Source organism: Stenotrophomonas sp. CCNWLW162, assembly GCF_037203745.1.
In the GTDB taxonomy this organism is placed as follows: Bacteria; Pseudomonadota; Gammaproteobacteria; order Xanthomonadales; family Xanthomonadaceae; genus Stenotrophomonas; species Stenotrophomonas maltophilia_AQ.
In genome coordinates this window covers 295,308-318,445 of the sequence record NZ_JBBCBL010000001.1, presented here as the reverse complement: position 1 = coordinate 318,445, position 23,138 = coordinate 295,308, and the positions used below count along the sequence as shown (strand labels likewise).

The 23,138-nt window shown below is 66.0% G+C and carries 18 protein-coding genes; 8 read left to right on the top strand and 10 right to left on the bottom strand.

The annotated features are described in order from the left end of the window. Positions 1–27 precede the first annotated feature (27 nt). The 3 genes from V9K93_RS01600 to aptA form a co-directional block, all read right to left on the bottom strand. Positions 28–1,314, bottom strand: a complete 1,287-nt coding sequence (locus V9K93_RS01600) for a DUF445 domain-containing protein (RefSeq protein ID WP_136638794.1) — start codon at positions 1,312–1,314, stop codon at positions 28–30. Between the two features lie 118 nt (positions 1,315–1,432). Continuing rightward, complete coding sequence (locus tag V9K93_RS01595; RefSeq protein WP_046984954.1) at positions 1,433–2,311, bottom strand: plasmid replication/partition related protein; 879 nt, start codon at positions 2,309–2,311, stop codon at positions 1,433–1,435. 63 nt (positions 2,312–2,374) lie between these two features. Continuing rightward, a complete protein-coding gene (gene aptA / locus V9K93_RS01590; RefSeq protein ID WP_337301981.1) occupies positions 2,375–3,727 on the bottom strand; it encodes an omega-aminotransferase AptA in 1,353 nt (450 codons plus the stop codon). 104 nt (positions 3,728–3,831) lie between these two features. Here aptA and V9K93_RS01585 point away from each other — a divergent pair, with 104 nt between their 5' ends. Then, positions 3,832–5,328 carry an aldehyde dehydrogenase gene (locus V9K93_RS01585; protein WP_337301980.1) on the top strand — a complete coding sequence of 499 codons (1,497 nt, stop codon included), beginning with the start codon at positions 3,832–3,834 and terminating at the stop codon, positions 5,326–5,328. Between the two features lie 43 nt (positions 5,329–5,371). On the opposite strand, the gene V9K93_RS01580 is transcribed toward V9K93_RS01585, so the two are convergent. After that, on the bottom strand, positions 5,372–6,013 hold the full coding sequence (locus V9K93_RS01580) for a hypothetical protein (protein WP_337301979.1): 642 nt from the start codon (positions 6,011–6,013) through the stop codon (positions 5,372–5,374). Between the two features lie 147 nt (positions 6,014–6,160). Here V9K93_RS01580 and V9K93_RS01575 point away from each other — a divergent pair, with 147 nt between their 5' ends. Next, positions 6,161–7,462: an MFS transporter gene (locus V9K93_RS01575; RefSeq protein WP_253079633.1), complete on the top strand. Its 1,302-nt coding sequence runs from the start codon at positions 6,161–6,163 to the stop codon at positions 7,460–7,462. On the opposite strand, the gene V9K93_RS01570 is transcribed toward V9K93_RS01575, so the two are convergent. The 5 genes from V9K93_RS01570 to V9K93_RS01550 form a co-directional block, all read right to left on the bottom strand. After that, positions 7,443–7,904, bottom strand: coding sequence for a bacteriohemerythrin (locus tag V9K93_RS01570; protein ID WP_065722369.1), 462 nt, complete (start codon positions 7,902–7,904; stop codon positions 7,443–7,445). The two genes, V9K93_RS01575 and V9K93_RS01570, sit on opposite strands and share 20 nt — an antisense overlap. 85 nt (positions 7,905–7,989) lie before the next feature. Further along, positions 7,990–9,333 (bottom strand): diguanylate cyclase, encoded by a 1,344-nt coding sequence (locus tag V9K93_RS01565; protein WP_136638789.1) that lies wholly within the window; start codon positions 9,331–9,333, stop codon positions 7,990–7,992. Between the two features lie 890 nt (positions 9,334–10,223). Beyond that, positions 10,224–11,804, bottom strand: coding sequence for an MASE1 domain-containing protein (locus tag V9K93_RS01560; RefSeq protein ID WP_337301978.1), 1,581 nt, complete (start codon positions 11,802–11,804; stop codon positions 10,224–10,226). Positions 11,805–11,992: 188 nt separating this feature from the next. Further along, complete coding sequence (locus tag V9K93_RS01555; protein WP_046984960.1) at positions 11,993–13,597, bottom strand: MASE1 domain-containing protein; 1,605 nt, start codon at positions 13,595–13,597, stop codon at positions 11,993–11,995. A 51-nt stretch (positions 13,598–13,648) separates the two neighbouring features. Then, positions 13,649–14,926, bottom strand: a complete 1,278-nt coding sequence (locus tag V9K93_RS01550; RefSeq protein ID WP_317233344.1) for an NAD(P)/FAD-dependent oxidoreductase — start codon at positions 14,924–14,926, stop codon at positions 13,649–13,651. A gap of 161 nt (positions 14,927–15,087) precedes the next feature. Between V9K93_RS01550 and V9K93_RS01545 the strand changes: the two genes are divergently transcribed. From V9K93_RS01545 to V9K93_RS01535, 3 genes are all read left to right on the top strand, one after another. Next, positions 15,088–15,849, top strand: coding sequence for a gamma-glutamyl-gamma-aminobutyrate hydrolase family protein (locus V9K93_RS01545; protein ID WP_337301977.1), 762 nt, complete (start codon positions 15,088–15,090; stop codon positions 15,847–15,849). Beyond that, a complete protein-coding gene (locus V9K93_RS01540; RefSeq protein WP_046984963.1) occupies positions 15,846–17,240 on the top strand; it encodes a glutamine synthetase family protein in 1,395 nt (464 codons plus the stop codon). Before V9K93_RS01545 ends, V9K93_RS01540 begins: the two co-directional genes overlap by 4 nt. 91 nt (positions 17,241–17,331) lie before the next feature. Next, complete coding sequence (locus V9K93_RS01535; protein ID WP_295379778.1) at positions 17,332–18,441, top strand: polyamine ABC transporter substrate-binding protein; 1,110 nt, start codon at positions 17,332–17,334, stop codon at positions 18,439–18,441. Between the two features lie 39 nt (positions 18,442–18,480). Here V9K93_RS01535 and V9K93_RS01530 read toward each other — a convergent pair whose 3' ends face one another. Further along, entirely contained in the window at positions 18,481–19,881 is a 1,401-nt protein-coding gene (locus V9K93_RS01530; RefSeq protein WP_337301976.1) for a flavin-containing monooxygenase, read from the bottom strand. Positions 19,882–20,154: 273 nt separating this feature from the next. Between V9K93_RS01530 and V9K93_RS01525 the strand changes: the two genes are divergently transcribed. Genes V9K93_RS01525 through V9K93_RS01515 form a run of 3 tightly spaced genes read left to right on the top strand, consistent with a single transcriptional unit; the run spans position 20,155 to position 23,059 of the window. Further along, positions 20,155–21,291: an ABC transporter ATP-binding protein gene (locus V9K93_RS01525; RefSeq protein WP_046983338.1), complete on the top strand. Its 1,137-nt coding sequence runs from the start codon at positions 20,155–20,157 to the stop codon at positions 21,289–21,291. Further along, complete coding sequence (locus V9K93_RS01520; protein WP_012510577.1) at positions 21,288–22,220, top strand: ABC transporter permease subunit; 933 nt, start codon at positions 21,288–21,290, stop codon at positions 22,218–22,220. Before V9K93_RS01525 ends, V9K93_RS01520 begins: the two co-directional genes overlap by 4 nt. Next, the gene (locus V9K93_RS01515) at positions 22,217–23,059 is read left to right on the top strand and encodes an ABC transporter permease subunit (RefSeq protein ID WP_337301975.1); all 843 of its coding nucleotides are present in this window, start codon (positions 22,217–22,219) and stop codon (positions 23,057–23,059) included. Before V9K93_RS01520 ends, V9K93_RS01515 begins: the two co-directional genes overlap by 4 nt. The last annotated feature ends 79 nt before the right edge of the window (positions 23,060–23,138 follow it).

Sequence of the window (23,138 nt, the reverse complement as noted above, 5' to 3'; positions counted from 1 at the left end):
GGCGGGGATCGACTACCGCACGGGCGCCTAGAACCTGAACACCACCGTCGCTGCGTGCAGCAGCAGGCCGATCAGGCCGCCCACCAGGGTGCCGTTGAAGCGGATGAACTGCAGGTCGCGGCCCACGCTCAGTTCCAGCTGTTCGACCAGATGCCGCTCGTCCCAGCTCTTCACGGTCTGCGCGATGTGCGCGGTCACGCCTTCGCGCAGGCGGCCGGTGAGGCGCTGTGCGCCCTCCAGTAGATGCTGGTTGAGCGCCTCGCGCAGGGCCGGGTCGGCCTGCAGGCTGCTGCCCAGCGAGGCGAGGCTGCGCTGCAGGTGGCCGACCAGCGCCGAGTCTTCGCGCTGCAGGTCGCTGCGCAGGCTGGCGTGGATGCGCGCCCACAGACCCTGCACGTAGTCCTGCAGGGCCGGGTGATCGATCATTTCCTGCTTGAGCTGTTCGACGCGTTCGGCCAGGGCCGGGTCCTCGCGCAGGCGCTGCACGTAGTTCTGCAGCCAGCTCTCGTAGTCCTGGCGCAACGGATGCTGCGGCTCGGCCAGCACCTGCTGCAGTTCTTCCAGCACCGCACGCGCCAGTCGCTCGGCCAGGCTGTCGCCGATCTCGTCGATCGGCTTGACCCAGTTCACCGTGCTCGACAATGTCGGCCATTCGCGCTGGATGTAGCGCACGATCAGCTGCGAGGCGCGCTCCTTCACTTCCGGCTGCTCCAGCCAGCGGCCCAGGCGCTGCAGGCCCTCGTCCAGCACGCGCTGGTGGCGGCCATCGGCGGTCAGCAGGGCCAGCAGCTCACCGGCGGTTGAGGCGGCATTCCACTGCCGCAGCTGCTGCACCACGAACGCATGGAGCTGCCGGCGCACGGCGGCTTCGTCGAAGAAGTCCAGCGCCTGCAGCGCCCAGCCGCGGGCCATGTCGGCCAGCATCCGCGAGCGCGCCGGATCGGCCAGCCAACTGCCGAGGCGGCTGGCCGGATCGAACACCTGCAGCTTGGCCAGCAGCACCTGCGGCTCCAGGAACTGGTCGCGCACGAACAGGGCGAGGCTGTCGCCGATGCGTTCCTTGCTGCGCGGGATGATTGCCGTATGCGGGATCGGCAGGCCCATCGGCCGCCGGAACAGGGCAACGACCGCGAACCAGTCGGCCAGTGCGCCTACGGCTGCTGCTTCGCAGAAGGCCGAAACCCACGCCCAGATGCCGCGCTCGCCCTGCCAGTGGCTGACCGCGAAACCGGCCAGCATCAACAGCAGCAGGCCCAGCGCGAGGGCTTTCAGGCGCCGCAGCTGTGCGCGGCGCGGATCGTTGGCAGGCGTCATGGCGGAAGTCTAACCGGCACGGCATGAGCATCTGGTAGTGCCGGCCGCTGGCCGGCATCCGCAACGCACCCGGTACGTTCATGGGGTTGCCGGCCAGCGGCCGGCACTACCCGTTGCTTCAGAGCGCTTCGAGCTGCTTGCGCAGCGCGGCCAGCTGTGCGCGCAGGGTGTCGTTCTCGCGGGTCAGCGCGACCACGCGGCGGCGCAGCGCCGGGGCATCCTCGCCAAGCTGCTCCAGTGCCGACAGCACCTCGGCGTCGCGGCTGGCGATCTGCTCCTCGTCCGCTTCCTCGAAGTCCATCTCGGCTGCTTCCGGCTTCGGTGCGCGCGGCTTGCGCTTGGACTCGCGCACGCGCTTGGCGGCCTGCTTCAGCTCGTCCTTGCCACCAGCGGCAGCGGCGCGCTGTTCGTCTTCGGGCAGGTCCGCCACGGCAGCGGCGGCGCTGATCGAGATCACGCCGGCCTTCACCGCTTCCACTACCTCGGCCGCGGCCTGGGCGTGGATGCGTTCGATCATGCCGACCTGGCTGGTGCTCAGCTTGGCCTCGCGCGCCAACTCGGCACGGCTGATCTTCGGCGCCGGTTCCCACGGCGGGCTGTCCTCACCGGTCTCCTCGACCGCCTCGGCGGTGCCGTCGCTCTCGCGCTGCAGCTGGGCCTGCTCGACGTGCTTGCGGGCGGCCAGGATGTCGCGCTTGCGCAGCGCCAGCACGCCGCGCTGGAAGTCGGACACGCTCCGGCGGCCCAGGTGCTGCTCGATCATCCACAGGTGCACGTCTTCCATGCTCTGGAAGCGGGTGTTCTGCACGGTATTGAAGGGCAGGCCATGCTTCTGGCAGATGCCGAAACGGTTGTGGCCATCGACCAGCACATCACCCCACAGCACCAGCGCATCGCGGCAGCCCTCGGCCAGGATGCTGCGCTCCAGCGCGTCATGTTCGTCCGCGGTCAGCGGGTCGATGTAGGCCTTGAGTTCTTCTTTGACGACGATATCCATGGGCACGGCAACGAGCAGGAGCGGAACCGACCATTGTACCCGCTCGACGCCGCCGGCCCGGGCTCAGGCGGTGGCCCGGATCATCTCGCCCAGGGTGCCGGTGATCTGGTCGATCTGCGCCTTGTCCACGATCAGCGGCGGCGACAGCGCAATGATGTCGCCGGTACAGCGCACCAGCAGCCGGCCGTCGTGGAAGCAGCGCCGGAACACCTCGTAGCCGCGGCTGCCCGGCGCATCCCGGCGCGGCGCCAGTTCGACCGCACCGACCAGCCCGAAGTTGCGGATATCGATCACGTTGGGCAGGGCCTGCAGGGCATGCAGCCGCTCCTGCCAGTACTCGCCCAGCTCGATGGCACGCTCGAACAGGCGTTCTTCCGCGTAGACGTCCAGCGTGGCCAGCGCCGCCGCGCAGGCCAGTGGATGGCCAGAGTTGGTGTAGCCATGGAACAGCTCGATGGCCTGCGGCGGCGCCTGCATCAGGGCCGCATGCACGGCATCGCTGACCAGCACGCCGCCCAGTGGCACCGCGCCGTTGCTGACCGCCTTGGCGAAGGTCAGCAGGTCCGGAGTGACCCCGAAGCGCTGCGCGGCGAAGGGCATGCCGACCCGGCCGAAACCGGTGATGACCTCGTCGAACACCAGCAGGATGCGGTGGTGGTCGCAGAGCTCGCGCAGGCGCTGCAGGTAGCCCGGCGCGGGCAGGATCACCCCGGCAGATCCGGCGATGGGTTCAACGAACACCGCCGCGATGGTCGAGGCATCGTGCAGGGCGATCAGCCGTTCCAGGTCGTCGGCCAGCTCCGCGCCCTGGCGCGGCAGGCCCTTGCTGAACGCATTGCGCGGCAGGTCCAGGGTGTGCCGCAGGTAGTCCACACCACCCAGCTGCAGGCCGAACGCTTTGCGGTTGTTGGGCAGCCCACCCAGCGCCATGCCGCCGAAGCCCACTCCGTGGTAAGCCTTCTCGCGGCTGATGAAACGGGTGCGCTGGCCCTCGCCGCGCTGGCGGTGGTAGGCCAGCACGATCTTCATCGCGGTATCGACCGCCTCGGAGCCGGAACTGGTGAAGAACACATGGTTGAGCGGAGGCGGCGCCAATGCCGCCAGCCGCTGTGCCAGCGCGAATGCCGGCGGCGACCCCATCTGGAACGCGGGCGAGTAATCCAGGGTACGCGCCTGCTCGACGATGGCGTTGACGATGTGCGGCCGCGCGTGGCCGGCATTGCAGCACCACAGGCCGGCGGTGCCGTCGAGGATCTGGCGGCCGTCGACGTCCTCGTAGTGCATGCCTTCGGCCCGTACCAGCATGCGCGGTGCGGCCTTGTACTGGCGGTTGGCGGTGAACGGCATCCAGTACGCGTCCAGTGACTCGGGGCGCTGGGTGGCCAGGTCGTGCAGGTCGCTTTCGGGACGCTTCATGCCAGCTCCATCGGGTCCGATGCGATGAATGTAGCGCAGCTGCGTCACGGCGGAGTCGCGGCGGCCCCGGTATAACCAAGGCTCGTTGAATGTTGGAGCTTCCCATGGCCGATTTCCCCGACCGCAGCCATTGGCAGGCGCTGGTCCTCCAGCTGTCGATGCCGGGCCAGGCCTTCATCGACGGCCGCTATGTCGATGCCGCCAGCGGCGCCCGCTTCGACTGCATCAGCCCGATCGACGGTCGCGTGCTGGGCGCGGTCGCCGACTGCGACGCGCAGGATGTCGAACGCGCGGTACTCGCCGCGCGGCGCAGCTTCGAGGCGGGCCACTGGTCGCAGGCGAGCCCGGCGCATCGCAAGCGCGTGCTGCTGGCGCTGGCGGCATTGGTGGAAGCGCACGCCGATGAACTGGCCCTGCTGGAAACCCTGGACATGGGCAAGCCGGTGCGTGACGCCCGCCGTATCGACTTGCCCGGCGTGGTGCGCTGCCTGACCTGGACCGCCGAAGCCGTGGACAAGCTGTATGGCGAAATCGCGCCCACCGGCCCGCACGAGCTGGGCCTGGTCACGCGCGAGGCTGCCGGCGTGGTGGCCGCCATCGTGCCGTGGAATTTCCCGCTGCTGATGGCCTGCTGGAAGATCGCGCCGGCACTGGCGATGGGCAACTCGGTCGTGCTCAAGCCTTCCGAGCGGTCGCCGCTGAGTGCGCTGCGGCTGGCGGCGCTGGCCGCCGAAGCGGGCCTGCCCGAGGGTGTGCTGAACGTGCTGCCGGGCCAGGGTGCGCGCGTCGGCGAACCGCTGGCCCTGCACATGGACGTGGACGTGCTGGCGTTCACCGGCTCCACTGCCACTGGCGCCAAGCTGCTGGAGTACTCAGGCCGGTCCAATCTCAAGCGGGTCTGGCTGGAATGCGGCGGCAAGAGCCCGCACGTGGTGTTCGCCGACGCGCCCGACCTCGATGCAGCGGCGAAGGGCGTGGCGCAGGGCATCTTCTTCAACCAGGGCGAAGTCTGTACCGCCGGTTCGCGGCTGTTGGTGCAACGCTCGATCCGCGAGGATTTCGTGCACCAGGTGATCGCTTATGGCCAGCACATGCAGCCGCGTCATCCACTGGAGCCCGATGCACCGATGGGCGCGCTGGTCGATGCCGCGCACGTGGACAAGGTGCTGGCCGACATCGCGCGGGCCGAAGGCGAGGGTGCCCGGCTGTTGCTGGGAGGCCATCGTGCCGAGGTCGAGGCGGGTGGTTGCTACGTGCAGCCCACCGTGTTCGACCAGGTGCGGCCGGAGCAGGCATTGGCACGCGAGGAAGTGTTCGGGCCGGTGTTGGCCGTGCTCGGTTTCGAGGACGAGGCCGAAGCGGTGCGCGTGGCCAATGACAGCCGCTACGGCCTGGCCGCCGGACTGTGGACGCGTGACCTGGGTCGCGCCCATCGGGTCGCGCGCCAGCTGCGCGCCGGCAGTGTATGGGTGAATGGCTGGGACGGCGGGGACATGACCGCACCGTTCGGCGGCTACAAGCAGTCCGGCAACGGCCGTGACAAGTCTCTGCATGCGTTCGACAAGTACAGCGAGATCAAGGCTACCTGGATCCAGTTGTAACGACGCGGCTGCTCGGCTCTACATAAAGCATACAGCTGCCGAGCTACCGGCAGCGGGCGCTCACCTGCAGCACTGCCGCACGCAGCACGTCGCGGTCGGCTTCTTCGACGGCGTTCTGGAAATAGTCCATGTCCTGCTTGCCCAGCTCGCACGGGTCGACGATGTACCCCGGTGGCCACAAACCCAGCAGCTGTGCCACGCCATGCACGATCTGCTCGGGGGTCATCTGCCGACGGATCCGGAAGTAATTGCGGCGCGGCGCGAACGCGGGATGGACCCCGCGCCGACCGATCAGGCGCGGCGCCACGCCCGCTGCACTGATGCCGTCACCGCCATCGATGCTGCCCGCAGGCAGGTCCAGCATCAGTGGCGCCATTGCAGGCGATTCCTCGAACGCGGGTGTGCTGGCATCGTTAGGTGCCGCCGGGGGCGGGCGTGGCGCTGTCGATGCGGCCGGGCGCGCTGCCTCTGCGGTGGGCTGCGCCGGGTGCGGTTGCGCAGGCACGGGCTGCTTCGGTGGCAGCCAGTACAACGTCATCCTGGCGCCTTCGTCGCTGCGCAGCGTCATCCTGCCACTGCCCAGCAGCCACACTGCGATCAACCCATGCACCAGCAGCACCACCAGCCATGCCGCCATGCGCGGCAGCTTCGGCGAATCGGACCACGACAGTGCGACTGCAGTCATCGGCAAAGCATCCATGCAGGGACCGGTGGCGCAGCCTAGCGGGCGGCCCGAAAAATTCCGTTGGCATCGGTGTCGGCTGAAACCATCGCCCCGTGCGGCCACCGGCCCGTGGCAGAATCGGGCGATCCGCCGTTACCCGTGTTGCCGATGTCGACGATCACCGCTGCCGCACCGCCCGTGAATTCCCCCCGCCGTGTCCTGCTGGCCAGCCTGATCGGCACCACCATCGAGTTCTTCGATTTCTACATCTACGCCACGGCCGCGGTGCTGGTGTTCCCGCACCTGTTCTTCCCGGACAGCAGTGATCAGGCGGCGCTGCTGCAATCACTGGCGACCTTCGCGGTCGCGTTCATCGCGCGCCCAGTGGGCTCGGCGGTGTTTGGCCACTTCGGCGACCGCATCGGCCGCAAGGCCACGCTGGTGGCCGCGTTGCTGACCATGGGCGTGTCCACGGTGCTGATCGGCCTGCTGCCGACCCATGCGCAGATTGGGCTGTGGGCGCCGGCACTGCTGGCGCTGTGCCGTTTCGGCCAGGGCCTGGGGCTGGGCGGCGAGTGGGGTGGGGCGGTGCTGCTGGCCACCGAGAACGCACCACCGGGCAAGCGCGCCTGGTACGGCATGTTCCCGCAGCTGGGCGCACCGCTGGGCTTCCTGCTGTCGGCCGGCATCTTCCTGGTGCTGGGCCGCTGCCTGAGCCAGGACGACTTCCTGCAATGGGGCTGGCGCATTCCGTTCGTGGCCAGCGCGTTGCTGGTCGGCCTCGGCCTGTGGGTGCGCCTGAACATCCACGAGACGCCCGATTTCAAGCAGGCGCTGGAGCGCAAGGCGCCGGTGCGCCTGCCGATGTGGATCGTCCTGCGCGACCACGCCGTGCCAATGCTGCTGGGCACGCTGGGTGCGTTCGCCACCTTCGTGCTGTTCTACCTGATGACGGTGTTCAGCCTTGGCCATGGCACGGCGGTGCTCGGCTACAGCCGTGAGCAGTTCCTGCTGATGCAGATGGCCGGCATGCTGTTCTTCGCGCTGGGCATTCCGCTGTCGGCACGCTATGGCGACCGCTGGGGCACGCGCCGCACGATGATCGTCGCCAGTCTGCTGATCATCGGTTTCGGCGTACTGTTCGCGCCGCTGTTCCAGCCGCACAGCCCGTGGCTGGTCACCGGTTTCCTGTGCCTGGGCCTGTTCCTGATGGGCCTGACCTACGGCCCCTGCGGCACCTTCCTGGCCGAGATCTACCCTGTGGAAGTGCGCTACACCGGTGCCTCGTTGTCGTTCAACCTGGCCGGCATCCTTGGTGCGGCGCCGGCGCCGTACCTGGCCACCTGGCTGGCCGAACGCTTCGGCCTGGTCGCGGTGGGCTACTACCTGTGCCTGACCGCGGTGGCGACCCTGTGCGCGCTGATCGCGCTGCATCGGCGCGCCCTGAGGCTCAACCAAAGAAGCGCTTGAGCGTGCGCCCCAGCCAACCGCCGCCCTGGTGTTCGCGGGCGAACTGGTTCAGGTGCGCCTTGACCTGTTCGGCATAGGCCTGGTCATCGCCGCGGATGTGATTGAACAGCCAGCGCGAGAGCATGGTGCGCAGCTCGTCACTGATGTCTTCGCCGGCCTGGAAGCGCATGCGGTATTCCGATACCCGCTTGATGAAGACCTCATGCACGCGCTTGTGCGCGGCACAGAACGGATAGCCCGCTTCCTCCATCAGTTCTTCTTCGAATGCGAAGTGCGACATGGTGTAGTCCACCACCTCGTCGATCACTTCACCCACCGCCGCACGCTGCATGCTGGTCTGTGCCACGTGCAGGTGGTTGAGCATCTCGATGATGCGGCGATGTTGCTGATCGATCACATCGATGCCGATGTTCAGATCGTCCTGCCAGACCAGTAGTGCCATCCCCGGCTCCCCTTCATGCGTATGTCGGGGCCGACTGTAGGGCCGCCGCGCCTGGGCGGCGTTGATCTGGATCAAAACAGGCCGGTCAGGGCAGGGCGGGCTCGCGCGGGCGCAGCTGGCTGGCCACCGTGGTGCAGGTGACCCGGTTGCGGCCACCGGCCTTGGCCAGGTACAGCTGGCGGTCGGCCTCGGAGATCAGCCGGTGCAGTGCATCACGCTGCGGGCGCAGGCAGCACAGGCCGATGCTGACCGTCATGCGCAGGGTGGCGGTGCCGATGTCCACTTCCAGTGCGGCAATGCGCTGACGCAGTTCCTCGAAGTACTGCAGTGCCTCGTCCTGTTCCATGTCCGGCACCAGCAGGCAGAACTCCTCGCCACCGAAGCGTGCGATCAGGTCCTGGCTGCGTGCATGCGCGGCCACCGCACCGGCCACCGCGCGCAGCGCATCATCGCCGGCCTCGTGGCCGTGGGTGTCGTTGATGTGCTTGAAATGATCGATGTCGATCATCGCCACCGCCACGCACTGGCCATGCAGCTGCAGCTGCGGCAACTGGCGCTGGCTTTGTTCCAGGAAGCAGCGGCGGTTGGGCAGGCCGGTAAGGAAGTCGCGGGTGGCCAGATCCTGCAGGGTGCCGATCAGTTCCAGCTGGTCCACGTTCTGCGAGACGCGGCAGAAGAACTCTTCGCGCGAGAATGGCTTGCGCAGGAAGTCATTGGCACCGTTCTTTAGGAAGCGCGGGATCAGCGAGGCGTCGGTGTTGCCGGAGATGCCGATCACCGCCACCTTGTCGCGCGAGCGCAGGGTGCGCAGGCGGCGGGTGAATTCCACGCCCTGCATGCCGGGCATTTCCTGGTCGACCACCGCCAGGCGGATTGCCGGATGCGCCTCGATCGCGGCCAGGCCCTCGTTGCCGTCGGCGGCTTCATGCACCTCATGGCCGTACATGCGCAGCAGGGCCGCGGCATAGCCACGCGCGGACGGCGAATCGTCCACCACCAGCGCGGCGATGCGGCGGTTGCGTTCCAGCCGCTGTACCAGCCACACCAGGTAGTCGATGCTGCCGGGGGTGTTCTTCAGCACGTAGTCGATGATCTGCTGCTGCAGCACGCGCTTGCGCAGGTCCTCGTCATACACGCCGCTGACCACCACGGTGGGCAGGTCACGCTTGAGGAAGAACTCGACCACCGTGTCGCGGTCGCCATCGGCCAACACCAGCCCGGTCAGCACAAGGAACCAGCCGCCCCCTTCGCTGAGCAGGCGGTCGGCCTCGGCCAGGGTGGAGGCGATCACCACCGGCAGTTCCAGGCGTTGCTCGATGGCTTCGCGCAGCATGCCGGTAAAGGCACGGGAATTTTCGACCAGCAGGATCCGCTGTGGCAACGGATCGGCCAGGTCGCCATCGACGGCGGCCTGCGGCAGGACGGGCATGATGCGGTGGCTCACGAAGGAGGGCTCGGCACGGATAGCGGCGGTTTCGGGCGTAACTTTAGCCGGAGCCCTCGCTTGTGGACATATCTGCCCTGCGTGGTTCGGAGCAGTGCATCGGTTATCTTTGGGACGATAGAGTCAGGTTCGAAGGCTGCCTTCATGGCGCTCACAGTGCGGCATGGTTATGCTGGGTCGCACCACCCCTACTGGTGTCTTGGACACGACTGCGTCGAACGAAGGAACCCTTCAAGCGAGGTCGAGCGCCGTCCAGTCGTGGGGTGGCGAAACGGAATTGCCTGGAGCTGTCTTTCCAACCATCCATGGGGGTGAGCGTGAGATTTTCTGAATTGCGAGTGTTGCTTCCTGCCGCTGTCCTGCTTTCTGTGTCCGCTTTCAGCGCATCAGCGTGTTGCCCCAGTGGCGACAACGGAATTCATATGGCTCGGAGCGGTCTGGGAGAATCTCTGCCGGAAGCCACGAATCTGAGTTTGAACCCAAACTGGCTTGTCTATGGGTTCGAGCGTGATGGGATCAGTTACTACCAAGTGAATGATCTCTCGGGTCAGGTCGTGCTGATCGTGGGAAATGTCGACGCCACGTTCTGGACGCTGCCGGCTGGTAAGAGTGCCGCAAAGGTATCTTTGCCTTCGCATCGACTGAGTTTGCCCGAGAGGGTTGTCCGACGCGTGGTGTTCCAGAGTGCTCAGTTCTCGTTGGTTGTCTATGGAGAAGGTGCGAGCGCTGTATGGGTCGTCGAGTCTGTGGGTACCGCAGGCTGAGGACACTTTCGTTGGCGCCACGATTGCGCATATCGAAGAAGCAGGAGCCGGGGGGGCGGCTCCTGCCATGCTCTGATCATCCGGGCCTTCCGTTCTAGTGGCTGGCGACAGTCAGGCTATGTCCGCTCGGCTTGTCCAGGCAGCCTGCATGCTGCTTTGCGCGCTGCCGGCTGCTGTCTCCAGGAGCAGCACACGTACGCAGTTCCCTTCGCAGTGCACTTTCCCTCCATAGGCTTGTGCGCGGGAGCTCAGACGTTCAACAGCCAGCCTTGTTGTGTCGACGAGCAGATCGCGATCAGGGTCCAGCAGTGCGATTCTGAGCAAAATTCCTTGTTGACCTTTCAGTTTCCCGCAACGAGCACGTATCTGGATCTGTCCTTGTTCCTGCTTGAGCAGCAATGAGACAGCCTCGGTGAGAGTGCGGTAGGCCGCCAGCTGCAAGGCAATACTCAGTTTGCAGGGATCCCCGGTCAGGAAGGGAGATGTGACCCTGTGTGTCTGATTCCAGCTTTCACGAATGCCGCTGACCTGCAGGGCCAGGTAGAGACCAACGTGCTCGACCTCGGTCGGATAGACCATGCTGGTCAATTCGCGGAACTGGCGGGAATGTGCGGTGGATGTGAGAAGTAGATCCAGTGCCGGAGAGTGATGGCCATGTGTCTTCAACAGGTCGGCTGTCCTGCTCAAGGAGGCTTCAATGCCGTCCGCGATTCTCCTGAGGTCCAGGGCACGCTCCCGTAGATCCATTTCGCTCGCCATATGAGCGGACCTTGATAGTCGAGCGGCCTGGTTCCCGTCTACGTCTCTACGCCCCCGCTGATGATAGTGCCGGCTGATGCGTGAGCCGAGTGCCAGCAGCCCGGTGCCTGCAATGGCAATCAGCTGCTGTGTTGTGAAGGTTCGCTCATCGTATGAGCCAAGGAGGCCGGATGTAGGAGTAACCACTGCAATGAGAATGTTCAACAGGGGAACGCCAATGGCTGCTCCCTGCCAGCCATGAATACATGTCAACACGATCACTGGCAGCGCCATGGTCAACTGCAGACTTGTCTTGCTTGCATCCGACAAGCCCGGGGCCATTGCGGTAATCAGACCCAGCCCCAGCATTACTGCAAGAGCGGCGACTGTTGGAGGAGAGCGCCAGCGTCCCCATTCGTCCATTGCATGGCGCCTGCTCCAGAGAACTGCCAGTGGCGCAACCGTCAGGATGGCGATGTAGTCACCAAGGACGAAGCGTACAGCCCTTGTCGCAACCGGCACGCTTGAAGGGTTCTCTGAAAGCAGGTGAGACAGTCCAAGCTTCAGGGCGGTGGCAATCACGGCGGCTGACACTGCGACCGAAAGCAGCCATCCATCTGCCCTGGCAGTCATGAATTTTCGATGCGCATACACAACCAGAGCAACGGCTGGCAGCAGGAATGCCGAACCCAGGATTACCCATGCCAGCCCATACTCATCTATCAACGGGTACCGCAGTTGTGCGAAGTACGCGTATTCACCAATAAGCAGGTAGGGCCAGAGGCGAGGTGGACACACAAGCAAAGCTGCTACACGGATGCCGGCAGGCAGGTAAAACTGGTCCAGCGAGACCCGCCAAGCGGCCCAACAAGTAATCGCGTACATCGCGGCAATCGCCAGCCCCAAGGGCCGCACGCGGAACGTCAGTTCAATTCCCCTCTTCCACCAATTCAACCCAAGCCTCCATTGCTCGTGACATGGCGGCGGCCCCATTGCTTGTTTGAACGCGCCATTGGGTGACAGTATCCATAGAAGCTCGGGGGCGCAATCACACGAGCTGGACCGCCTTGGCGGGGAGCAAGGGGTGCGCCGAACAAAGATCACCCTCGAGTAGTGATCTGCATCTCGTTTCTATGGGGGTGTCAGGTCGCGGCCCGCGGAGCACCTGGATCGATGGAGCGTGTAAGTCCCCCCAAAGCTTCGGTAGCGCTCTCTTGGCTGGAATCTCCCGGCGCTTCCGTCAACACGATCCTGAGTCTGTTGCCACTCACGACCATGTGGCCACCATGCACAAGAATTCGGCCCAGCAACTGCTCATTTGCCAGTTCCGTGGTCCGGATTCCCAAAGATTCGTTCCGACCCACGAGGGCTACGCAGATGAATACACCCGACTTTCGGGCGAAATATCCGCAGCGAATACTGACCGAAATCTGTCCGGATTCGCATCTCAGTAGGAGTGATACCGCGTCAACCACGAGCCGGTAGGCCGCAAGCTGCAGGCCGACTCCCAGCGCGCAGGGATCACCCATCAACCTGGGTTGCCCGATTCGATGCGTGGCATTCCACGCCTCACGCACTCCACCCGCCTGCAAGGCCACGTACAAGCCCAGCCGTTCCAGAGCAGCGGGATAGATCATGCTGGCCTGTGCCCGGAACAGGCGCGAATGTACCTCCGAGGTATGCCGCAGGCTGTCGGCCACAGCGTGATGACCCTGCGCATGCAGCCAGTTCACCATTTCATTCAGTGAAAGATCCATGCCATCGCCCAGCTGGCGCAGATGGGCCGCGCGCTCACGCAGGTCCATCTCGCTGGCCAGATGCGAATTCCGTGCGAGCTGCAGGGCCGCTCTGCCATCTTCCTCGCGCAACCGGTGCTGGTTCTGGAAGTGGGTGATGCGCGCACCCAGCAGCAGCAGGGCGATGCTGGCGATGGCCATGGCCTGCTGGGTAGCGAAAGTGGCCGGGTCGAATGCCGTCGGATGGTCGGCGGGGGCGCTCAGACCAAGAATGGTGTTCACGGCGGCGACACCGATGGCCGCACCGCGCCATCCCAGCAGGCAGGTCAGGGCGATTGCGGGAATAGGCAGGATCAACAACAACTGCAGCGAGCCAGGCGCCGTGATCGAGGCAGGTACCGGAGTCGCCTGCAGGCCAACGACCAGCATGGCTGCGAGTGCTCCTGCCACAGCAGCAACAGACCGGGCCGTCCATTTTTCCTCGGCGCGGCGGATCCACAGCAACGCCAGAGGCGCGAGGATCAGGATGCCGGTGAAGTCGCCCAGCGCATAGCGCAACACGTTGGTGAGAAATGTCGCGTTATGCAAGGGCTCCCAGAGCAGGTACGAGATTCCCAGGTTGAGCAGGCTGATGATCGTCGCAGCGCATACCGCGATGGAGATCACGCCGAGGATCGTGGTGCGCGCAAGCAGCTTCCGGTGCAGGCGCACGATCAGCATCACGGCGGGCATCAGGAACACCGAGGCCAGGATCACCCAGGTCAGGTTGTATTTGCTGATCAGGGGGATGCGCAGATGCGCGAAGTAGGCGTATTCACCAATCAGCAGGTAGGGCCAAAGACGGGGCGGGCACAACAGCAGTGCGGCCACCCGCACGCCGGCAGGCAGGAAGAATTGATCCAGCGACAGCTTGCGCGCGCCCCAGCACGCGAGGGCATAGATCAGCGCCAGCGCCAGCCCCTCGGGGCTGACCCGTATCCTCACCAGCAGGCCGTCCTTCCACCACTGCATCCACGTGCTCCCCCAGCTCCTGCCCTGATTATGTGGTTGGGAAGGGTCCCGCTACCACAGCGCATCCCGCAATTTGTACCAGGACATCGCCGCCACCAGCAGCGGTGTGCGCAGCAGCCGGCCGCCGGGGAAGGGGGCATGCCGCAGGCGCTGGAACACGTCAAGGCGCTCGCTCTGGCCGGCAATCGCGGCGGCGATCACCTCGCCGGCCAGCCCGGCGGAGGCCACGCCATGGCCGGAGAAGCCCTGTGCGAAGTACAGGTTGCCATCCAGCCGGCCCCAGTGCGGGGCGCGGTTGCGGGTGATGTCCACGTAACCGCCCCAGACCTGGTCCAGGGCCACGTCGGCCAGCTGCGGGAACACCTGGTGCATGCGCCGCTGCATCACGCCGCGCAGGCCGGGTGGGGGCAGGGCCGAGTAGCTGGCGCGGCCGCCAAACAGCAGCCGGTGGTCGTGGCTGAGACGGAAGTAATCCAGTGCCCAAGCGGTGTCGGCCACGGCCATATTGTTGCCAATCAGCGCCCGGGCGCGTTCAGCACCCAGCGGTTCGCTGGCACCGATATAGGTGCCGACCGGCATGATCCGCCGCTCCAGCTCAGGTAGCAGGCCCTGCAGCCAGGCGTTGCCGGCCACCACCAGATGCGCAGCGCGCACGCTGCCCTGAGCGGTATGCAGGGCAGGCTGCGGTCCGCGCTGCACGCGGGTCACTGGGGAGTTCTCGTGGATCACCACGCCAGCGGCGCGCGCTGCATCGGCCAGTCCGCGGGCATAGGCCAGGGGCTGCAGGTGCGCGCTGAACGGATCGAACATCGCTGCGCGGTAGCGCGGGCTGTCCAGTTGTGCGCGCAGGGCATCACGGTCCCACCACTGCATGGGGTAGTCGTAGTGGCGTTGCAGATGCTCGCAGTTGGCCCGCAGGTCGCGCTCATGGCGTTCGCGGATCGCGACGCTGGCGTGGCCTTGCACCCAATGACAGTTGATGCCATGGCGATCGATGCGTGCGCGCATCGCCTGCACCGCGTCGCGTGACCAGTCGAACAGGTGGCGCGCGTCGTCGCGGCCGAGCTGGCGCTCCAGTTCGTCCACCTCGCAACCATAGCCGACCAGTGCCTGGCCGCCGTTGCGGCCGGACGCGCCCCAGCCGATCCGCTGCGCCTCCAGCACCACTACGCGCTGTCCACCTGCGGCCAGCTCCAGCGCGGCGGTCAGGCCGGTGTAGCCGGCGCCAAGCACCGCGACATCGGCCTGCACGTCACCCTGCAGTGGGGGCAGTGCGGGTGGTTCGGGCAGGCTGGCGGCATACCAGCTGGGCGGGAAGGCGGCGCTCACCGCCGGCCTCGCAGGCGCAGTACGGAAGGACGGAGCGGGGGAGGACGATCAACGTTCACACGACTAGTTTCGCCGATGCGTGACGGCCATGGTGTGACGGCGACGACTTGCCGCATTCGCGGGCCGACGGGTAACGTGTCGGCACGCCAAGGAGTTTTCCCATGCGCCGCCTGCCCTGGGTGGGCCTGCCCACCGACAGCACCGTGCTCGGCCATCATCGTTTCGCGGTGGCCGGCGAGAAGTATGTGCGCGCGCTGGCCGATGCAGCCGAGGTCACACCGGTGGTACTGCCGAGCCTGCAGCCTCCGTTGCCGGATGGCGACTGGCTGCACGGACTTGATGGCTTGCTGTTGACCGGTGCGGTCAGCAACATCGAACCGCAGCACTACGAGGGCGGCCGCAGCTGGCCCGGCAATCCGCACGACCCGGCGCGCGATGCCAATGCCTTTGCGTTGCTGCACGAGGCGCTGGCGCTGGATCTGCCAGTGCTGGCGATCTGCCGCGGCTTCCAGGAAGTGAATGTCGCGCTCGGTGGCAGCCTGCATCCGCAGGTGCATGCGGTGCCAGGCCTGGCCGACCACCGCGAAGACCCGCAGGCGCCGGTGGAGGTGCAGTACGGGCCGGCCCATGCGGTCACCCTGGCCGCCGATGGCTGGCTGGCCACGTGGCAGGGCAGCGATCGCGCGCAGGTCAATTCGGTGCACGGGCAGGGCATCGCCCGCCTCGCCGAAGGCCTGCAGGTCGAGGCCTGGGCCGACGATGGTCTGATCGAGGCCGCACGCAGTCCGCACCGTCGTTTCGTGCTCGGCGTACAGTGGCACCCGGAGTGGCGTGTCATGCAGGCGCCGTTCTATCACGCTATTTTCCGTGCGTTCGGCCAAGCTTGCCGGCAGCACCAACAGAACCGACTGGATTCCCGATGAGTTCCCGAACGCGCCCGCGCAAGACGGCCACGCCCCCCGCACCGCAGGAAAGCAGTCTGCTGCGCTGGCTGAAGGAGCGGCGCATCACCGAGGTCGAATGCCTGGTGCCGGATATCACCGGCAATGCCCGCGGCAAGATCATTCCCGCCGATAAGTTCTCGCATGATTACGGGACGCGCTTGCCGGAAGGCATTTTCGCGACCACCGTCACCGGCGAGTTCCCGGACGATTACTACGACCTGACCTCGCCTTCGGATTCGGACATGATCCTGCGTCCGGATCCGGATACCGTGCGCATGGTGCCGTGGGCCACCGATCCGACCGCGCAGGTCATCCACGATTGCTACACCAAGACCGGCGAGCCGCACGAGCTGGCGCCGCGCAACGTGCTGCGACGGGTGCTGGACGCTTACACGGAGCTGGGCCTGCGCCCGGTGGTGGCGCCGGAGCTGGAGTTCTTCCTGGTGCAGAAGAACACCGATCCCGATTTCCCGCTGCTGCCGCCGGCCGGTCGCTCGGGGCGGCCGGAAACGGCCCGCCAGTCCTACTCGATCGATGCGGTCAACGAATTCGACCCCATCCTTGACCTGATGTACGACTACTGTGATGCGATGAAGCTGGACGTGGATACGCTCATCCACGAGTCCGGCGCGGCGCAGCTGGAAGTCAACTTCACCCATGCCAATGCAATGGACCTGGCCGACCAGGTGTTCCTGTTCAAGCGCACCATGCGCGAATCGGCGATGCGTCACGGGGTGTATGCCACCTTCCTGGCCAAGCCGATGGAGAACGAGCCGGGCAGTGCCATGCACATCCACCAGAGCCTGCTGCGGATCAGCGATGGTCAGAACGTGTTCACCGGCGAACATGGCGGGGAAGATTTCAGCCCGTTGTTCGCCCACTACCTGGCCGGCCTGCAGAAGTATGTGCCGATGGCCATGGCGTTCTTCGCGCCGAACGTGAATTCCTACCGCCGGCTGGTGTTTGGCGAGGTCTCGCCGAGCAACGTGCACTGGGGCTTCGACAACCGCACCTGCGGCCTGCGCGTGCCCTTGGATACGCCGGAGAACATGCGTGTGGAGAGCCGCTTCGCCGGTTCCGACGCCAACCCTTACCTGGCGATGGCTGCGACCCTGGCCTGTGGCCTGCTCGGTATCCGCGAGCGGCTGGCACCGGATGCACCGGTGACCGGCAGCGCCAAGGAGCTGGGCTACAACCTGCCGCGCTCGCTGGGTGAAGCGCTGGACGGGCTGGAGCAGTGCAGCGAGCTGCAGGCCCTGCTGGGCGAGCGCTTCTGCCGTGCCTACATTTCGGTCAAGCGCAAGGAATACGAGACCTTTTTCCGTGTCATCAGTTCGTGGGAGCGCGAGTTCCTGCTGCTGAACGTCTGAGCATCTGGAATAGAAAAATCCGCCGCCGGGGGGTAGGCTGGCACCCGTCGCCGGCCCCGCCGGCCCCCCTTCCCGCATTCTGGAGCACCCGATGAAGCTGCGTATCCTCACGCTCGGCCTGGCCTCCGCCATGCTTGCCGCCTGCAGCGGTGGCAACGGCGGCGCGCAGGACAGCCAGGTCCTGAACGTCTACAACTACAGCGACTACATCGCCGAGGACACCATCCCGACCTTCGAGAAGGAGAGCGGGATCAAGGTGACTTACGATGTGTTCGACAGCGATGAGATGGTCGAGACCAAGCTGCTGGCCGGCAACAGCGGCTACGACGTGGTGGTGCCGACGCTGAACTTCTTCGGTCGCCAGATCCAGGCCGGCGTGTTCCTGCCGCTGGACAAGAGCAAGATTCCCAACCTGGCCAACCTCGACCCGGCGGTGATGAAGCGCATCGCCACCCAGGATCCGGACAACCAGTACGGCGTGCCGTACATGATCGGCACTACCGGCATCGGCTACAACGTGGAGATGCTGAAGGAACGCTTCGGCGGCAGCGCCGACATCGCCAACAGCTGGGACCTGGTGTTCAAGCCGGAGAACATCAGCAAGATGAAGGACTGCGGCGTGACCATCCTGGACACGCCGGCGGACATGATCCCGATCGCGCTGCACTACCTGGGCTTGGACCCGCACAGCGGTGATCCGGCCGAGCTGCAGAAGGCGGCCGATCTGCTGAAGTCGATCCGCCCGTACGTGCAGAACTTCCACTCCTCGCAGTACGTGGGTTCGCTGGCCAATGGCGGCACCTGCCTGGTGGTCGGCTGGTCGGGTGACATCATCCAGGCCCGCGACCGCGCCGAGGAAGCCAGCAATGGCGTGCACGTGGCCTACTCGATCCCGAAGGAAGGCGCCCCGCAGTGGTTCGACATGCTGGCGATCCCGAAGGATGCCAAGCATCCGGAAGCCGCGTACGCGTTCATCAACTACCTGCTGCAGCCGAAGGTTGCCGCGGCCAACACCAACTTCATCCACTACGCCAACCCGGTGCCGGCTGCGACCCCGCTGGTGGATGAAGCGATCCGCACCGACCCGACCATCTACCCGCCGGCCGACGTGGCCGAGAAGATGTTCACGTACTCGATCAACACGCCGGAGACCGACAAGCTCTACACCCGGCTGTGGACCGAGGTGAAGACCGGCCGTTAAGCCGGTCTGGCGCCGGCGGGCCATGCCCGTCGGATTGCTTCATCCTTGGCCCGGCGCGGTACCGCCGCCCTGGCCAAGGTGTCGCAGGATCGCCGGCAACAGGTCGCGCGCATCGCGGCCGCCGTTGCACAGGAACGACGAACTCATCCGCTGCAGGTTGTGCATGCCGATGAAGAACAGCCCCGGCTGCGGGGAAACGCCAAACTCGCCGAGCGGATAGCCGTGTGCATCCAGCGCGCCCCGCACGTCGAGCCACGGCCATTCGGCAACGAAGCCGGTGGCCAGCACCACCGAGCGGATGCCTTCCGCCTGCAGATCCAGTTCAAGCGGAGCGGCGTCCGGCTCCCAGTGCAGATAGACCTCTTCGGGAATGTAGCGGGCATCGTCGGTACGCGGTTCGGGCCGCGTGGCGTAGTACGCGCTGGCCAGCGAATCGAGATAGGCATACTCGGCGCGCGTGGCCTTGATCGCGGTATGCAGCTGCGGGCGCACATCGGCGAAGCGGGCGACGTTTCCTTCGAAGCCCTGCAACCGGCCCAACAGTCTGATGCCCGCGCGGTGCATCGCCAGCAGGCTGATCGAGCTCCCCAGGCCGGCACTTCCCTTCCCGGAAATCAGCGGGAACTCCGCGGTGCGGGCCATGCGCAGCGCATCCGGTTCGCCGGCCAGTACGGCGGCCGCTTCACTCACGTGCTGGTGGATGCGCCCGGCCATGTCCCACCAGGTCATCGAGTCCTTGCCGCGCAGCCGGCGGGTATGCGAATGCCGCTGGTCCAGTGACCAGTACACGCTGCGACCGCTGTCGCGCAGGTCCTGGGTGATCTGCGCACCGGACTGGCCGCCACCGATGACCAGCACGCCGCCGTCGGGCAGCTGGCGGGGGCTGCGGTAGTCGCCGGAGTGCAGCACCGTCAGACCCGGCGCGGGCGCGAAAGGGACCCTGGGCATCCGCGCGCGGCGGTATTCACCGGTGGCGACCACCACTGCGCGGGCGTGGATCGGCCCCTGGCTGCTGTCGATGGCGTAGGCACCGGACTCAGGTGCGACCCGACGTACCCCACATCCCTCGTTGATCGGCAACGAGCGCTCGCGGGCATAGTCGCGCAGCCGCCGGATCACCTCCGAGGCCCCCATGAAGCCTTCCGGGTCATCGCCCGCGTAAGCGTGGCCGTGCAGGGCCATCGTCGCGTTGGCGGTGTTGGTCTGGAACGAGTCCCAGCGCCGTTGCCAGCTGGCGCCCACGGTTTCGGCCTCCAGCACGCGATGCTCGATTCCGGCCTCCTGCAGGAGCGCGCTGAGGGACAGCCCGGCCTGGCCGGCGCCGATGATGACCAGCGGCAGCCTGGCAGGCAGGGAGTCCGGTAGGCGGGGCAGGAAGGGGGAGGGGTTGTCCGGGGAAATCACCAGGGTGGGTCCATGCAAGGCCTTGATCAGGGCCATTGCGCGGGGAATGCCCCGTGCCTTCAACAGATCCGGTTCTGAAAAACGTTGCAGAACGGGCCGTCGCCCGTGCTGTCTGGTCGGGACGGCGGCATGGGCGTCCGGGCGAGCCGCGGCCTTTGAGCGGACAGGCCACCATTGCGGGGGAAAACCGACACCCCTCGGAGCCCCGGAGCCGGCCAGCGGCCGCTTCCGCCTGCCGCCGTCATATCCCCTGCGCCCACCGGCCGTTAGAATGGCGGCCGCTGTCCACCGCCCGCTCCCGGAGCCCCCATGCCCGTTGAAGCCCAGCCGGTAGCCGCCGTCGTCGACACGACCGGTGCGCCCGGCTATCTCTCCATTCGTGACCTGCGCAAGGAATTCGACGGTTTCGTCGCCGTCGACGACGTCAATCTGGACGTGCGCAAGGGCGAGATCTTTGCCCTGCTCGGTGGCTCCGGCAGTGGCAAATCGACCCTGCTGCGCTGCCTCGGCGGCTTTGAGACGCCTACCAAGGGCAGCATCACCCTCGATGGCCAGCGCCTGGACGCGCTGCCGCCGTACCAGCGGCCGGTCAACATGATGTTCCAGTCCTACGCCCTGTTCCCGCACATGACGGTCGAGCAGAACATCGCCTTCGGCCTAAAGCAGGACGGGATGGCAAAGGACGCGATCAGCAAGCGCGTGGGCGAGATGCTGGACCTGGTGCAGATGGGTCACCTGGGCAAGCGCAAGCCGCACCAGCTGTCCGGCGGCCAGCAGCAGCGCGTGGCGCTGGCGCGGTCGCTGGCCAAGGGGCCGAAGCTGCTGCTGCTGGACGAGCCGATGGGCGCGCTGGACAAGAAGCTGCGCTCGCAGATGCAGCTTGAACTGGTCAGCATCATCGAATCGTCGGGCGTGACCTGTGTGATGGTCACCCACGACCAGGAAGAAGCGATGACCATGGCCACCCGCATCGCAGTGATGGATGCCGGCTGGATCCAGCAGGTCGGCAAGCCGGACGAGGTTTACGAGCAGCCGGCCAACCGCTTCGTCGCGGGCTTCATCGGTTCAGTCAATTCCTTCGACGGCGTGATCGACGAGGACCTGCCCGAGTACGTGACCGTGCGCACCCCGCTGTTCCCCGCGCCGATCTACATCGCCCATGGCATCACCTGCTATGAAGGGCAACCGGTTGCGTTCGCGCTGCGCCCCGAGAAGGTGATGATCGGCAAGGACGAGCCGGAAGGGCACACCAACAAGGCGCAGGGCGTGATCGAAGACATCGCCTACTTCGGCAGCCACTCGGTCTACCACGTGCGGCTGCCCAGCGGCGCCAAGGTGCTGGCCAACTTCGCCAACTCGCAGCGCTGGGCCAGCGATGGCCTGACCTGGGGCGACGAAGTGTGGGTGCATTGGCGCGACAACGATGGCGTGGTGCTGACCTCATGAGCGTCGCCGGCCTGAAGCGCTGGCTGCCGGGGCTGCGTGCCACGGTGATCGGTATTCCGTACCTGTGGCTGCTGCTGTTCTTCGCGGTGCCGTTCCTGATCGTGCTGATGATCAGCTTCTCGCACAGCCGGGTCGGCTCGCCGCCGTACACCTGGCTGCTGCAGTACGTGGACGGCGCGTTCTCGCTCAAGCTCAACCTCGAGAACTACCTGGCCCTGTTCCGCGACTCGATCTATGCGCAGGCCTTCCTGAGCTCGATCAAGATCGCGGCCATCTCCACTTTCCTGACCCTGCTGATCGGCTACCCGATGGCCTATGCCATCGCCCGCCTGTCGCCGGCCGCGCGCAACGTGGCAATGATGCTGGTGGTGCTGCCGTCGTGGACCTCGTTCCTGATCCGCGTGTATGCGTGGAAGGCGATCCTGGACCGCAACGGCCTGCTCGACCAGTTCCTGCAGTTCACCGGCCTGCAATCGTTGATGACCAGCATGGGCCTGCCCAAGCTGCAGCTGATCGACACCCCGACCGCCGCTTACATCGGCATCGTCTACTGCTACCTGCCGTTCATGGTGCTGCCGCTGTACGCCAACCTGGTCAAGCACGATCACCGCCTGCTGGAAGCGGCCTACGACCTCGGTGCCAAGCCGTGGCAGGCGTTCCTGCGCATCACCCTGCCGCTGTCCAAGGCCGGCATCATCGCCGGTTGCATGCTGGTGATGATCCCGGCGATTGGCGAATTCGTGATTCCGGAAATGCTGGGTGGCTCGGAAACGCTGATGGTTGGCCGCCAGCTGTGGAATGAATTTTTCAACAACCGCAATTGGCCGGGCGCCTCGGCGATGGCGGTGGCGATGATTCTGTTGCTGCTGGTGCCTATCCTGCTGTTCAACCGGTCCCAGCAGCGCCTGCTGGAAGGGAAGCAGGCATGAGCCCGCGTTCCGCCAAGGGCCTGGGGCTGGGCGTGCTGCTGCTCGGCTTTGCCTTCCTGTACCTGCCGATCCTGTTGTTGATGTTCTATTCGTTCAACAGCTCGCGGCTGGCGATGGTCTGGGCAGGGTTCTCTACCCGCGCCTACAGCGACCTGTTCGCCGACCGCGCGCTGATGGATGCGATGTGGACCAGCCTGGTGGTTGCGTTCTGGACCGCCTGTACCGCCACCGTGCTAGGCACGCTGGCGGCGATGGTGATGACGCGCTTCAAGCGCTTCCGTGGCAAGCCGCTGTTCGGCGCGCTGGTGACCGCGCCGCTGGTGATGCCGGATGTGATCCTCGGCTTCTCGCTGATGGCGCTGCTGGCCTCGATGGGTGCGATTCCCGGCTTCCCGGCACGTGGCTTGACCACCATCTGGATCGCCCACGTCACCTTCACCCTGTGCTTCGTCACCGTGGTGGTGTCCTCGCGCCTGCAGGAAATGGACCTGTCGCTGGAAGAAGCCGCAATGGACCTGGGCGCGAGCCGGCTGACCGTGTTCGGGCGCGTCACCCTGCCGATCATCGCACCGGCGCTGGTGGCCGGTTGGCTGCTGGCGTTCACCCTGTCGCTGGATGACGTGGTGGTGGCCAGCTTCGTCGCCACGCCGGGCTCGACTACGCTGCCGATGAAGGTGTTCGCCTCGGTGCGCATGGGCATCAGCCCGAAGATCAACGCGTTGGCCACCCTGCTGGTGTCGGCGGTGTCGATCGCCGCGGTGATCGGCTGGTACATCAACGCGCGTGCCGAGAAACGGCGCCAGCGCGACCTGCAGCTGGCACGCCAGGACAACGGCTGAGCACACGGTTTGTCGACAGCGTCGGCAACATCCGGCTCACGGCCGGCGGCGCACAATGGGGGTCTACCAGATGGAGATC